Below are 13592 nucleotides of genomic sequence, written 5' to 3' on the forward strand. Positions count from 1 at the left end.
AAATAGAGAATAAAAATGGACTACACCGCCCTCGCCTGCTTCATCTGGACTTGCTTTGCCTATGTCGTTGCCAAAAAAATCCACCGCAAAAAACCCTTAATGATTTTCTCCCCCGTCGTTACCGTCTCCGTCAGCACCATCCTCCTGCTGCTGGCATTCGGCATCAATTACGACACCTACCATAAATATACCCAAGGCATCGTCTTCCTGCTCACTCCGGTTACTGTTGCCTTTGCCGTCCCCATTTATGAAAACCGCGAAGTCATCCGCCGCCAACTGCCCATCCTCTCCATCGCCATTATGGTGGGCATGTTTGTCGGCATAGTCAGCGCATTCCTCATGAGCCATATGTTCCATTTCAACAACGAAGTGACCAACAGCCTGATGGCGCGCTCCATCTCCACCCCGTTTGCCGTCGTCCTCGCCAGCGAAATCCACGGCTCCGCCTCGCTCGTTTCCCTGTTCACCATCATCACCGGCTTTGTCGGCATGATATTCGGCGACCTGTTTTTGGCCTTTACCCGCATCCGTTTCCATACCGCCAACGGCGTGGCATTCGGCAATGCCGCCCACGGCTTCGGCACATCGCGCGCCGGACAACGCCACGAAACCGAAGGCGTGATGGCCAGCCTGACCATGATTTTGGCCGGACTTTTTATGGTATTGTTTGGCCCGACCATGGTGCATTTGGTAATCTGGATGATGAGTTAGGCCCCGTCCTGATGACCATACACAAAAAGGCCGTCTGAAACATATATTGGTTTCAGACGGCCTTTTATATTATGGAACGATTACAGTTTGAAAATAGAAGCCTCTGCTAAATCATGGATGGTATCCAACGCAGATGAACCCGTACCATTGCTTGAATAGGTCGCATTGTCTGAGGAAAGACCGGCAGAAGAATCAAGAGGATCAGCCTCACCAAACGCACGGCTCAAAAGTTCATCACCATCGAAAGCTTTGGATTCCAATATCGGCTTCGCGGCCGGCTGCGCAGGCTCGAAACCTTCCCACTCACGCGGATCAAGGCGGATGATATGGTCATCATCATAGCCGTCATTAGGACCTTTGCCTTCTCCTGAAAAAGTGCCATCCCATTCGCGCGGATCGAGGCGGATGGTATGGTCATCATCATAGCTGTCATTAGGACCTTTGCCTTCTCCTGAAAAAGTACCGTCCCATTCGCGCGGATCGAGGCGGATGGTATGGTCATCATCATAGCCGTCATTAGGTCCTTTGCCTTCTCCTGAAAAAGTACCGTCCCACTCGCGCGGATCGAGGCGGATGGTATGGTCATCATCATAGCCGTCATTAGGACCTTTGCCTTCTCCTGAAAAAGTACCGTCCCATTCGCGCGGATCGAGGCGGATAACAAAATCTTCAGAATCACCTTCTTTACTTGGTTGATGTACTTTAGCCATAAAATTCTCCTTAACAAATAAACGGATACTGTACCTAATGCCTCATAAAGGCATTGCGGACTTTATTCTAAAACAAAGAAAACAGCGGGCAAAGATTGAAGGGAACAACGGTTTATTAACACGATAATCGGATTTAAATCTTTTTAAAACAAATAGATATAATTTATACATCATACCTGGTCATCCATTATTAAAAATCTCGCCCATGCCGTCCACCAAGATGATTCCCCCTCTTCCGTCCCCTTGCCATGCGGCAAAAAGGCCGTCTGAAAAATGACTTTCAGACGGCCTTTTCATTTGCTCAAGCCTTATTCTTTAGGCAGGCGCAGGACGGAGACGATGAATCCGCCCCAAATGACAATCAGTGCGACAAGCATCATGACAATAGCTGAAGTGCTCATTATTCTTCTCCTTCACGTTCGTGTTCATGTTCGTCTTTGACGTTGAAGCCCTGACCGTGTTTCCACGGCAAGAACGACAGCAAGACTGACAATACGAGGATGGCGCCCACCATACCCCAACCGAAGATATTGAGGAAGCTGTCAGGATAGCCGCTGTAATTCTCTTTTAAGAGGCCGGCAGTATCCTGATAAAGCATATAGCCGAGCATAGCGACAGTAACCACCACGCTGGCGGTCCACACTTTGCCGACACGGATGGAAGACAGCGCGTTCAAGTGGTTGCGCAGTTCCGGCAGCTTGTTCAACAAGACAATCGCCAAAACGTAAACAAAACCGGAAGCCACAATGCCGTAAGTATTGATGAATTTGTCCAATACGTCCAACACAGGCAGGCCGGTGGTCGTACCGAACAGCAAGGTGGAAATAATCGCCATGGGAACGCCTGCAATCAGCGTTGCGCTGACACGGCCGATGTTCATTTTGTCTTGAATCGCGGCCACAATCACTTCAACGATGGAAATCATGGAAGTTACACCGGCAAACACCAGCGAGCCGAAGAACAATACACCAATCAACGCACCCATCGGCGCTTGGTTAATGATGGTCGGGAACGCAATAAACGCCAAACCGATACCGTTGGATGCCACTTCGCTGACTTCTTTGCCTGCCGCGTGCGCCATAAAGCCCAATGCTGCGAATACGCCGATACCGGCGAGCAACTCGAAGCTGCTGTTGGCAAAGCCGACAACCAAGCCTGTGCCGCCCAAGTCGGTTTTTTTCTTCAGGTAAGAAGAATAAGTAATCATGATGCCGAAGCAGATGGAGAGCGAGAAGAAGATCTGGCCATATGCGGCTACCCAGACTTTCGGATCCGCCAAGCGGCTCCAGTCAGGCGTAAACAAAGCGTCCAAACCTTTTGCCGCACCCGGCAGTGTCAGCGCAATGCCCACCATGATGACAAACATCACCACCAACAAAGGCATGAAGAATGTGGATGCACCGGCTACGCCTTTTTGCACGCCCAAAGCCATAATCGCCAGCGTAAACACCCACACGGCAATCAACGGACCGGCAACTTTGCCAACAAAATCCAAGCCCAAGTCTTTGGCATCGGCCATTTGCAGGAAGTCTTTGAAGAAGAATGCCTGCGGATCCGCACCCCATGCCGAAGTCAAAGAATAATAGGCATAGCTTGCCGCCCAGCCGACAATCACGGCGTAGTAGATACAGATGATGACGTTGGTCAGGAAGTTCCACCAACCCATCGGCTCAAACAAACGGCCGAGGCGGCGGAAAGCCAAAGGTGGCGAGCCGCGGTAACGGTGGCCGATGGCATAGTCGAGCAGCAACAGCGGAATACCCGCCGTCAACAGCGCAACCAAATAAGGGAGGACGAAAGCACCGCCGCCGTTGTCGAAGGCGATGTAAGGGAAACGCCAAATGTTGCCTAAGCCCACGGCCGAGCCGATGGCGGCAAACATAAAGGCACGGCGACTGCTAAACGTCGCGCGTTCGCTGGATTGAGAATTTGACACAATGAACCTCTTAAAAATCGAGTGTCGTCAAGGCCTCCCGGCCTTGCGCGTATATATTTAGAAATCAGGCCGGACAAACCGGCCGGTTAAAATAGATATTCGGACAAGGATAATATCCGGTATTTAAAGAATGCACCGCTTATGGCCATGCAAACATAATCTGACCTTATCGTAAAAAAATTTAACACTGTTGGCAAGTCAGTATTGCATTAAAATCGCAAGGAAAATCTTCATGCACTACGACTAAAATCTTCATACACTTCTTTATATACAAGCCAAACGCAACACCCAAGCCCCGTTTTTCCCTCCCCTTCCCACTGACAGCCGCCCTCGCCGCAAACCGCCTTTTCCTTATCCAGTAAGGAAAAGCGGCAACCCAACGCATTCAAATCCCCCGTCATCAAAATGTTTCAGACGGCCTGTTTTCCTTCCGTCCAATCCGGGCCGTCTGAAAATTTCACTGTTGCATGTTGTAATCAAGAAACCGTCCCAAAATTCCGTTTAATATAAACAAAAACAATCCGCCTTTTCCCGTTTCCTTCATTACCATGATTTAAAACGAACATAAAACACCAAAAAATGGAATTAATAAAAATAAAATTTCAAAAAATATTAAATAACATTAAATTTAAACCTGCATTTCTACTCTAATCATCTACAATCAAAAATAATCGAACCTAAATTTTTCAATAAAACATTAATTACACAACACTACATTTTTGCTATAATTGCCGCCATTCAATCCACAACCCAAACCCAAAAGAAGAGGAAAAGCCATGGGTATCAAAGTTGCCATCAACGGTTACGGCCGCATCGGCCGCCAAGTAGTGCGCGCTATTTTCGACTACAAACTGCAAGACCAACTCGACATCGTTGCCATCAACGCCAGCGGCAGCATCGAGACCAACGCCCACCTGACCAAATTTGACACTGTTCACGGCCGCTTTGACGCCGATGTTTCCCATGATGAAAAACACCTCATCATCAACGGTAAAAAAATCCCTTACTTCTCCACCCGCAATCCTGCCGAATTGCCATGGGGCGAATTGGGCGTTGACCTGGTCATGGAATGTACCGGCGCGTTCACTAGCAAAGAGAAAGCCAAAATCCACTTGGAAAGCGGCGCGAAAAAAGTGCTGATTTCCGCTCCCGGCGGCGATGACGTTGACGCAACCATCGTTTATGGCGTAAACGACGACGTGATTACCGGCGACATGACCGTTATCTCCAACGCGTCTTGTACCACCAACTGCCTGGCACCCGTAGCCAAAGTGTTGAACGAAAACATCGGCATCGTAAACGGCGTGATGACCACCATCCACGCGCTGACCAACGACCAAACCGTCACCGACGTACGCCACAAAGACCTGCGCCGTGCGCGTAGTGGCGTGGAAAACATGATTCCGACCAAAACCGGCGCGGCAAAAGCCGTCGGTTTGGTATTGCCGGACCTGAAAGGCAAACTCGACGGCCTCGCCATCCGCGTACCGACCGTCAACGTTTCCCTGGTTGATCTGAGCTTCCAGGCAAGCCGTGAGACTTCTGTCGAAGAAATCAATGCGCTGATGAAAGCCGCTTCCGAAGAAGGCCGTCTGAAAGGCGTTTTGGGTTACAACACCCTGCCGCTGGTTTCTATGGACTTCAACCACACTACCCAAGCCAGCACATTCGACTCTACGCTGACCAAAGTAACCGAAGGCAAAATGGTTAAAGTGTTCGCATGGTACGACAACGAGTGGGGCTTCAGCTGCCAAATGCTGAACACCGCGCGCCGTATGTTCGGTTTGGAAGTACGTCCGTTCTAATCGGCTTCCAACGCAAAGGCCGTCTGAAACATCTTTTCAGACGGCCTTTTGTATTTCCTTTAAAATATCGCATTCCCATTTATTTTCAGACGGCCTCTTCATGTTTCCCAACGAATCCGCCCCCAACCTCCTGCAAGGCTTAAACCCCGAACAACTCTCCGCCGTAACCTGGCCGCCGCAATCCGCCCTCGTTTTGGCAGGCGCGGGCAGCGGCAAAACGCGCGTACTGACCACGCGCATCGCATGGCTTTTGCAAAGCGGACAAGCCAGCGTGCACAGCATTATGGCGGTAACGTTTACCAACAAAGCCGCCAAAGAAATGCAGACCCGTTTGGGCGCGATGATTCCCGTCAACGTCCGCGCCATGTGGCTCGGCACGTTCCACGGCCTCTGCCACCGCTTTTTGCGCCTGCACCACCGCGACGCCGGCCTGCCCTCTTCCTTCCAAATCCTCGACAGCGGCGATCAGCTTTCCCTGATCAAACGCCTGCTCAAAAGCCTCAACATCGCCGAAGAAATCATCGCGCCGCGTTCGCTGCAAGGCTTTATCAACGCGCAAAAAGAATCCGGTTTGCGCGCTTCCGTGTTGAGCGCGCCCGATCCGCACACACGCCGCATGATTGAGTGCTACGCCGAATACGACAAAATCTGCCAACGCGAAGGCGTGGTCGATTTTGCCGAACTCATGCTCCGCAGCTACGAAATGCTGCAAAACAACGAAATCCTGCGCCAGCACTACCAAAACCGCTTCAATCACATTTTGGTCGACGAGTTCCAAGACACCAACAAGCTGCAATACGCGTGGCTGAAACTGATTGCCGGCAACCACGCCGCCGTCTTTGCCGTCGGCGACGACGACCAAAGCATTTACCGATTCCGCGGCGCAAACGTCGGCAACATGACCGCGCTGATGGAAGAATTCCACATCGACGCGCCCGTCAAACTCGAACAAAACTACCGCTCCGTCGGCAACATCCTCGCCGCCGCCAACGCCGTTATCGAAAACAACGACGAACGCCTCGGCAAAAACCTGCGCACCGACGCCGAAGCAGGCGACAAAATCCGCTACTACTCCGCCTTTACCGACCTCGAAGAAGCCCAATTCATCGTGGACGAAACCAAAGCCCTCGAACGCGAAGGCTGGGATTTGGACGAAATCGCCGTCCTCTACCGCAGCAACGCCCAATCGCGCGTCATCGAACAAAACCTGTTCCGCAGCGGCATTCCCTACAAAATCTACGGCGGCCTGCGCTTTTACGAACGCCAAGAAATCAAACACGCCCTCGCCTACCTGCGCCTTGCCGTCAATCCCGACGACGACAACGCCCTCTTGCGCGTGATTAACTTCCCACCGCGCGGCATCGGCGCACGCACCATCGAAAACCTTCAGACGGCCTCAAACGAACAAGGCATCACCCTCTGGCAGGCAGCCTGCAATGCCGGCGCAAAAGCCACCAAAATCGCCGCCTTCGTCCGCCTGATTGAAGCACTGCGCAACCAAGTCGGACAAATGCCCCTGTCCGAAATCATCGTCGGCATCCTCAAAGACAGCGGCCTGACCGAACACTACCAAACCCAAAAAGGCGACAACCAAGACCGCCTCGACAACCTCGACGAACTCGTCAACGCCGCCATCGAGTTCAAACCCGAAGACAGCAACTTTGAAACCCTGCCTGAAAACATTTCAGACGACCCCGCCTTCCCCATCCTCGCCTTCCTCAGCAACGCCGCCCTCGAATCCGGCGAAAACCAAGCAGGCGCAGGCGAAAAAGCCGTCCAACTCATGACCGTCCACGCCTCCAAAGGCTTGGAATTTAACGCCGTCTTCCTCACCGGCATGGAAGAAGGCCGCTTCCCCAGCGAAATGAGCCTTGCCGAACGTGGCGGCCTCGAAGAAGAACGCCGCCTCATGTACGTCGCCATCACCCGCGCCCGCAAACGCCTCTACATCACCATGGCGCAACAACGCATGCTGCACGGACAAACCCAATTCGGCATCGTCTCCCGCTTCGTCGAAGAAATCCCACCCGAAGTATTGCACTACCTGTCGGTCAAAAAACCCGCCTACGACAGCTACGGCAGCACGCGCCAAACCACCGTACAACGGGACAAAATCATCGATAACTTCAAACAGCCGCAAACCTACGCAGGCTTCCGCATCGGCCAAAATGTCCGCCACGCCAAATTCGGCACCGGAGTCATCATCGATGCCGTGGACAAAGGCGAATCCGCCCGACTGACCATCAACTTCGGCAAACAGGGCGTGAAAGAGTTGGACACCAAGTTTGCAAAACTGGAAGAGATGTAGAAGGGAGATGGCAGAGGCCGTCTGAAAACGGGAGGAGCAATTTTGCCGAAACCTCCGCCGTCATTCCCTCGCAGGCGGGAATCCAGAAGTAGAAATGTAGGTTGGATACTCGTATCCAACAAAAACATTGACGCGTCTATCGTTTCCGAAAAAAACGCTGTTGGAAAATGTCGGATTCGAGAATCCGACCTACGGCTGCTGCTTTTGGGGCGATGAAAAAGCAGCCTGCACTTTAAATTTCACTCGTTTCCCTGCTCATAAGATTTCAAACAATTGTGCCAACAGCACATCCTGCAGCACCACCCGCGTTTCGGCCTGCCGAAGCAGCCGTGCGAGTAGTGCATCGATTTCTACGCCCGAAACAGTTTGACGCAGGCTGGATAAAGCCTTCATGCGGTTTTTTTGTTCGAATGCATCTTCCATACCAGGTTTGACACAAAAATACCAAAACGGCTCGGTCCTCATGTGGTAGAGCGGCATGCCGAAATTTTCTTGGTGGTATGCGTTTGCCACCCACCGCTGCCATTGCTGTCTGAATATTGCCTGCCATTCTTCCAAAAGCGTATCCGAAAAATCAATTTTTTCTGTGTGCAGGCTGCCTGATTCATACAGCAGGCATAAACTGTATAGAAGGATGAATTTATGCGGGGCACGGTTGTTTGCTTGTGTAAAACTTGTATGCAGGCTGCGGAATTGTTCCGCATATTTTAATAATGCTGCCAAATCTTTCATACCGCTTCCTTCTGCAAACTTTGCAATACCTCCTCCGGTTGCCAATTCAATGCGCGGCAATAATCAATAAACTCAAAGATATCCAGCCGCCTGTCACCTGTTTCCACTTTTCCTACGAACGAATGCACCACATTCATCCGTTCCGCCAATGCACGCTGCGACAACCCCAAATCCAATCTTCTGCGGATAAGGAGTTGTCGCAAATAGGTGTGTTCGGCAGAGTGTACCGACAAACGAATATTTCTCATGCGCTCCGATTTTAGGTACAATCACGCATGCACCTGTTTTAGGTGCAAATAAGAAATATGTATAAAATGACCGTAATACCCATACACCCTGCCAACCCGTTCGACGCTATACGCCAAAACATCACTGAAGAATATTTGAGCGAAACGCAGCACTACCCTTGGATTGTTACCTTTTCAGGCGGCAAGGACAGCACCCTTGTCGCCCATTTGGTGTTTGACATGCTGCTTTCGCTGCCGCCGATGCTGCGGACGCGGCAGGTGTTCTTCATTTCCAACGACACGCTGGTGGAAAGCCCGCTGGTAGTGAAACACATGCGCCAATCTTTGGCAGAAATTCTGCGTGCCGCTGAAATTTTCAGGCTGCCCGTCAGCGGCGAAATCACCGTGCCGAAATTGCAGGACACCTTTTGGACGCTACTCATCGGCAAAGGCTACCCCACGCCCAACCGCTCAATGCGCTGGTGCACCGACCGCCTGAAAATCCAGCCTACTAGCGGCTACATCCTGCAAAAAGTAAACGAAAACGGCAAAGCCATCATCGTACTGGGCGTGCGCAAAGACGAATCTGCCACCCGCAAAGCAAGTATCGAAAGCCACCAAAACTTGGAAAACAGCAATCTGACCCCGCACAGTGATTTGAAAAACGCGTTGGTGTACCGACCGATTGTCGATTTGAGTACCGACGACGTGTGGGAATTCCTTGCTGCCAACGACCCGCCCTGGGGAGGCGCACACAGCGATTTAATCAAGCTCTACCGCGAAGCCGCTGGCGGCGAATGCCCGATTGTACTGTCGCAGGAAGAAGCCCCTGGCTGTGGCACCAACTCTAGCCGTTTCGGCTGTTGGACGTGTACGGTGGTCAATAAAGATAGAAGCCTGCAAGGATTTGTGGATGCGGGGAAAACCGAATTTGCACCGTTAATTGAATACCGCGACTGGCTGGTGGACATCCGCAACAAACCCGAATACCGCCAGGCCGAACGGCGCAACGGAAAACTTACGTTCAAAGGCGGCAAACACATCCCCGGCCCGTTCACCATAACGGCGCGGCAGGAAATGCTGGCGAAGCTGCTAAAAGTGCAGGCTGCTTTCGGCGAAGAACTGATTTCGCAGGACGAAATCGACCTAATCAAACAGATTTGGACGGAAGATATTTTGAAACAAGGAGACAGACGATGAACCCGGAAACCGAAGCACAAATTGCCGACCTACTGCTGTGGCGCGACCACGACGCGCGCCATTTGCTGGAAGTGGCCGCAAAAAAACACAATGTCAAAATGGAAGCGGCGGCGGAGCTTCTTGCTTGGGCGCGCCAGGTGCAGCGCAAGGGTGACAAATACGGCGGCATGAAGCAGAAGCTGGACAAAATCTTCGAACAACAGGATTTATGGGGGAAATAAGGTGTATATCAAGCGAATAAAACTGAAGAATTTCAAGTCCTACGCCGAAGCTGAATTTGAATTTCCCCCGCCTGAAAAAGGGCGAAACCTGATTTTGGTCGGGGCGGAAAACGGGCACGGCAAAACTACGCTGCTGGAAGCGATATATCTGTGCCTGTATGACAAAGACGCGATTGACAATTTCCAGCGTGCCGGTTTGGTCGACAGCAGATTCAAATACCGCGATTTCATCAGTCAGTCCTTATATAAGGAAGCCACTGCCGCCTTTGCGCGCTCTTATGAAATAGTGCTGGAAATGGATTTGATGGAAAGCTATGCCTTTGGCGAACAGGGTATCCGTATTGTTCGTAAATGGTATTTCGACCATTTGGGCCTCTATCAGGAAGAAAGCAACCAGCTGCTTTTGTATTACATAGGCAAAGACGGCCTGAAAAAACCTATAGACGGTGAAGAAATCCAAGAATATTTGGAAGATTACGGCCTGCCGTCAGAATATTCTGCTTTTTTCTTTTTTGATGGCGAACAATTGGTCAATATCGCCAAGCAGTTTGGTGCGGGCGGCTGGATGAGCGGCGCACTGAACAAACTTTTGGGCATCGACCTGCTTAAAGCCTTGCAGGCAGAGGTGAGAGAATACGGGCAGAAGCTATACAGCGAAAAGGCGGGTGGCAAGCAAAAAGAGCAGCTTTCTGAAACCGAACGCCATTTTCAGGCTGCCTCTGAAGAGTTGGCGCGTCATACCGAAACCCTGCAACAGTGGCAGCGGCAGAAGCAGGAAACCGAAGCTCGGCAGGACGACTTGCAGATGCGGTTGCGGGGCGCGGGCAGCACTCAGCATTCCAAAGAGCTGATTGCCCAAATCGAACAATGTGAAGCCGAAACCGCCCAACTGAACCAAAACATTCAGGCAGCCTTGTTAGCCTTGCCGCTTGCCCTACTGCCTGAAAGCGATATCACCGCCCTGAAAACGCAGCTTCACGGTGATTACCGCCGCCTGCTGCACGAGCAGGGCAAAGAGCAGAACGCGCACCGGTTGGAAGAATTCTGGCAAGCGTTTTCCAACAATCCCAACACGCTGGAACTACTGACGCCGAAAATCCTGAAAGACGAACTGCTCAAACGTGCTCTGAACGAATCATGGAACGTTCTGTTCGATAAACTGCCGCCAGATGCATCTGACCCCATGCAGCACAATTACTTGGACGATTCATGCTTTCAGGCTGCCTTCGAAAACATCGCCCGCATCACATCGCCTGACAACGACCTCGGCAGCCTAAACAAAGAGAAAAATCGCCAGGAAACCACACTGGCCGAACTGAAACGCTGCTACGAACAGCAGAAAGACAGGCTTGTCGATTCCGACCGCCTGCGCGAAGAATTGGAGCGTGTTCAGAAAGAGCTGGCCGAAGCCAACCAAAAACTCGGCGGCGTGCAAAACAGCATCGAGCGCAGCCAAACCGAAGTCAACCGCCTGAAAACCGAATGGGAAACCCTGCAACAGGCACTGATAGACAGCCTGCCCAAACAGCAAAAGGCCGAGCGTGCCGAGGCCGTGTGCCGCCTGATAGACGACTTGGCCGTGCAACTACGCCGCAGCAAACTGGATGCATTCCGCAAAACCGTAAACAGCCTGCACAAGAAAATCGCCCATGACAAACAAATCGGTGACATCGAAATCGACGAAAATGGCAACCTGTCGCTGTACAGTCAAAACGGCATGGCTATCGACTTCCAGCCGCTTTCCCACGGTGAAAAGAAAATACTGGTGCTGACCCTGATTGCCGCATTGGCTGAAATTACCGATTACCAAGTTCCCTTCGTGGTCGATACCCCGCTCACATCTTTGGACACGCGCCATTGCGACAACCTAGTGCACTACTGGATGAATTTAAACCGCCAAGTGATTATTCTGGTGCAGAGTGCCGAAATCGGTTCCGAAACCTATCAAAAGCTCAACGCACAAGGATGCATCGGCAAGAGCTACCTTATCCGTTCTCAAATCCTACAAGGTGGCGGAAAATGCGCCACCGTTACCCCGCACGCCTATTTTGAATAAAGGGAAACGCCATGTACGAATTGGACGACGACAAAATCTGCAACGACAAATACTGGGTAACGCTGACCGAAAACACCCACATCAAATCCAGCGGCGAAGCAGCCAAAATCCTAAAACAGCTCGAAAGCGACGGCGTGCTGCCTAAAATGCAGAACCATGAATGGGCGCGGCTGTGCATCGCCTTCTGCTTTGCCAAAACCAAAAATATCAAAGATTGGGAACAGAAACCCAGCATGGACGGTGGTTTGGAAATCGCATCGTTCAACACCTGCTTTAATCAAAACGGCAAAAAAGGCGAAGAAAAATTTTGGCTAGCCTACATCAGCCAGCGCATGTTTGACGAAGTGCCAGAACGGAAATTCACCAAAAAACACTTGTTTGCCTATATCCAACTGGCGTGGCACAACGGCGCGAAACTGCTGGAGGAACGTTACCGGAAAGCCTTGGACTACTGTGACGGCAGCATCGTGGAAGCCAAAAAAATATTCTTTGACGAACTGGCCGGCTTGGCGGCGCAACACCGGGGCAGTGGTTCGGACGGTGCTGCCCCTGCCGTTTCAGGCAGCCTGCACCCGGCCGCTTCCGGCACGGAAGAACAAACCTGCATCAAACTCAAAACCGCACTGGACAAAACAGTCGGCAAAGGCGGTACGATACAGCCTGAATACGGCGGCGTGCGCTATGACTGCTTGCGCGTGCAGTTTGACCGCTATGTGGATTTGGAAAAATACCACAGCCAAATTTGCTCCGAATTGGGCATCGGCGATGACGAAATGCGCTGCGGACGCATACGCGGCGAAGCCAATACATGGCACATCAATATCCTGCGCCCGCAAGACACTTGGCGGCAATACGGGCAAAGTGAGTTTCAGACGGCCTTACAGCAATACCGCGCATCGGCACAGCAATTCAGATTGCCAGTGTGTATCGGTTTGGACGAACGCGGCGAACCCGTGTTTCAAGATTTTGCCACCGCGCCGCATGTGATGGTAGGCGGGGAAACGGGGGCTGGGAAATCGGTACTGGTGCGCTCAATGCTGGCTTCCCTGTTCGAACTCGCTCCTCAGAATGAAACGGAAATCGTCGTGTGTTATTGCAAAGTTTCTGCGGATTTCGCCGCCTTCAAAGACCGTCCGAATTTATGGCAGGGGCGCATAGTCAGCGATGCGGAAGAAGCTGCTGAAATATTGTCGTCTTTTGCTGACGAGATGGATAAACGATACCGCCTGATGGACGAATACGCTGCAAAGGATATTGCAGAAGTCCCACAGCACGCCCGTCCAAAATATGTTGTTATCGTGATTGACGAACTGGCCGACCTTATCGATGTCAGCAGTGACGCAGAAGGGCATTTGGTACGGCTGGCACAAAAAGCGCGCTCCGCAGGAATGTATCTGTTATTGGCAACGCAACGCCCCGATGCGAAAACACTCAGCGGCCGCCTACGTGACAACCTGCCGACCAAAATTGCGTTGAAAACAGGCAAACGCCAGTCTTCCGAGATTATCTTGGGCGAGCGCGGTGCTGAAAACCTGACGGCCAAAGGCGATCATTTGGTCAAATGGAACAATGAAGCAGCACGTTTTCTGCACGGGTATAATGTATAATTTGTTCAACCATCCTTTGCAAAGGTCTCAGGCCGTCTGAAACTTAAATGGGGTTTCAGACGGCCTTTTCCTTTGGGGA

The 13592-nt window shown here is 51.6% G+C and carries 12 protein-coding genes; 7 read left to right on the forward strand and 5 right to left on the reverse strand.

From position 1 onward, the window contains the following. Positions 1–15 precede the first annotated feature (15 nt). Positions 16–711 (forward strand): LrgB family protein, encoded by a 696-nt coding sequence (locus DBY95_RS06590; RefSeq protein WP_107723797.1) that lies wholly within the window; start codon positions 16–18, stop codon positions 709–711. Positions 712–791: 80 nt separating this feature from the next. Here the strand turns inward: DBY95_RS06590 and DBY95_RS06595 are convergent, their stop codons facing one another. The 3 genes from DBY95_RS06595 to DBY95_RS06605 all read right to left on the reverse strand — a co-directional run bounded on the left by DBY95_RS06595 (position 792) and on the right by DBY95_RS06605 (position 3357). Then, on the reverse strand, positions 792–1421 hold the full coding sequence (locus DBY95_RS06595; protein ID WP_107723798.1) for a hypothetical protein: 630 nt from the start codon (positions 1419–1421) through the stop codon (positions 792–794). A gap of 308 nt (positions 1422–1729) precedes the next feature. Further along, positions 1730–1822, reverse strand: coding sequence for a methionine/alanine import family NSS transporter small subunit (locus DBY95_RS06600; RefSeq protein ID WP_036493939.1), 93 nt, complete (start codon positions 1820–1822; stop codon positions 1730–1732). Next, positions 1822–3357: a sodium-dependent transporter gene (locus DBY95_RS06605; RefSeq protein ID WP_107723799.1), complete on the reverse strand. Its 1536-nt coding sequence runs from the start codon at positions 3355–3357 to the stop codon at positions 1822–1824. The genes DBY95_RS06600 and DBY95_RS06605 overlap by 1 nt, the downstream gene beginning before the upstream one ends. Before the next feature lie 776 nt (positions 3358–4133). Here DBY95_RS06605 and gap point away from each other — a divergent pair. Both gap and uvrD read left to right on the forward strand, forming a co-directional pair. After that, entirely contained in the window at positions 4134–5162 is a 1029-nt protein-coding gene (gene gap / locus DBY95_RS06610) for a type I glyceraldehyde-3-phosphate dehydrogenase (protein ID WP_107723800.1), read from the forward strand. A gap of 100 nt (positions 5163–5262) precedes the next feature. After that, positions 5263–7470, forward strand: coding sequence for a DNA helicase II (gene uvrD, locus DBY95_RS06615; protein WP_107723801.1), 2208 nt, complete (start codon positions 5263–5265; stop codon positions 7468–7470). 255 nt (positions 7471–7725) lie between these two features. Here the strand turns inward: uvrD and DBY95_RS06620 are convergent, their stop codons facing one another. Further along, entirely contained in the window at positions 7726–8202 is a 477-nt protein-coding gene (locus tag DBY95_RS06620; RefSeq protein ID WP_063068390.1) for a hypothetical protein, read from the reverse strand. Further along, positions 8199–8450 (reverse strand): helix-turn-helix domain-containing protein, encoded by a 252-nt coding sequence (locus DBY95_RS06625; protein ID WP_004518984.1) that lies wholly within the window; start codon positions 8448–8450, stop codon positions 8199–8201. The genes DBY95_RS06620 and DBY95_RS06625 overlap by 4 nt, the downstream gene beginning before the upstream one ends. A gap of 66 nt (positions 8451–8516) precedes the next feature. On the opposite strand from DBY95_RS06625, the gene dndC reads away from it, so the two are divergent. The 4 genes from dndC to DBY95_RS06645 are packed head-to-tail and all read left to right on the forward strand — an operon-like array spanning position 8517 to position 13513. Further along, positions 8517–9629: a DNA phosphorothioation system sulfurtransferase DndC gene (dndC, locus tag DBY95_RS06630; RefSeq protein ID WP_107723957.1), complete on the forward strand. Its 1113-nt coding sequence runs from the start codon at positions 8517–8519 to the stop codon at positions 9627–9629. Next, positions 9626–9850 carry a DNA modification system-associated small protein gene (locus DBY95_RS06635; RefSeq protein WP_107723802.1) on the forward strand — a complete coding sequence of 75 codons (225 nt, stop codon included), beginning with the start codon at positions 9626–9628 and terminating at the stop codon, positions 9848–9850. The genes dndC and DBY95_RS06635 overlap by 4 nt, the downstream gene beginning before the upstream one ends. A 1-nt stretch (position 9851) precedes the next feature. Continuing rightward, a complete protein-coding gene (locus DBY95_RS06640; protein ID WP_107723803.1) occupies positions 9852–11906 on the forward strand; it encodes an AAA family ATPase in 2055 nt (684 codons plus the stop codon). Positions 11907–11917: 11 nt separating this feature from the next. Continuing rightward, positions 11918–13513, forward strand: a complete 1596-nt coding sequence (locus tag DBY95_RS06645; RefSeq protein WP_107723804.1) for an FtsK/SpoIIIE domain-containing protein — start codon at positions 11918–11920, stop codon at positions 13511–13513. The last annotated feature ends 79 nt before the right edge of the window (positions 13514–13592 follow it).

It is taken from the genome of Neisseria subflava (genome assembly GCF_003044935.1).
GTDB classification, from domain to species: domain Bacteria; phylum Pseudomonadota; class Gammaproteobacteria; order Burkholderiales; family Neisseriaceae; genus Neisseria; species Neisseria subflava_E.

Bases quoted from the DNA above. Each gene is read 5' to 3' on its own strand.
- DBY95_RS06590 (WP_107723797.1), top strand. From the start codon at position 16: ATGGACTACACCGCCCTCGCCTGCTTCATCTGGACTTGCTTTGCCTAT.
- DBY95_RS06595 (WP_107723798.1), bottom strand. From the start codon at position 1,421: ATGGCTAAAGTACATCAACCAAGTAAAGAAGGTGATTCTGAAGATTTT.
- DBY95_RS06600 (WP_036493939.1), bottom strand. From the start codon at position 1,822: ATGAGCACTTCAGCTATTGTCATGATGCTTGTCGCACTGATTGTCATT.
- gap (WP_107723800.1), top strand. From the start codon at position 4,134: ATGGGTATCAAAGTTGCCATCAACGGTTACGGCCGCATCGGCCGCCAA.
- uvrD (WP_107723801.1), top strand. From the start codon at position 5,263: ATGTTTCCCAACGAATCCGCCCCCAACCTCCTGCAAGGCTTAAACCCC.
- DBY95_RS06620 (WP_063068390.1), bottom strand. From the start codon at position 8,202: ATGAAAGATTTGGCAGCATTATTAAAATATGCGGAACAATTCCGCAGC.
- DBY95_RS06625 (WP_004518984.1), bottom strand. From the start codon at position 8,450: ATGAGAAATATTCGTTTGTCGGTACACTCTGCCGAACACACCTATTTG.
- dndC (WP_107723957.1), top strand. From the start codon at position 8,517: ATGACCGTAATACCCATACACCCTGCCAACCCGTTCGACGCTATACGC.
- DBY95_RS06635 (WP_107723802.1), top strand. From the start codon at position 9,626: ATGAACCCGGAAACCGAAGCACAAATTGCCGACCTACTGCTGTGGCGC.
- DBY95_RS06645 (WP_107723804.1), top strand. From the start codon at position 11,918: ATGTACGAATTGGACGACGACAAAATCTGCAACGACAAATACTGGGTA.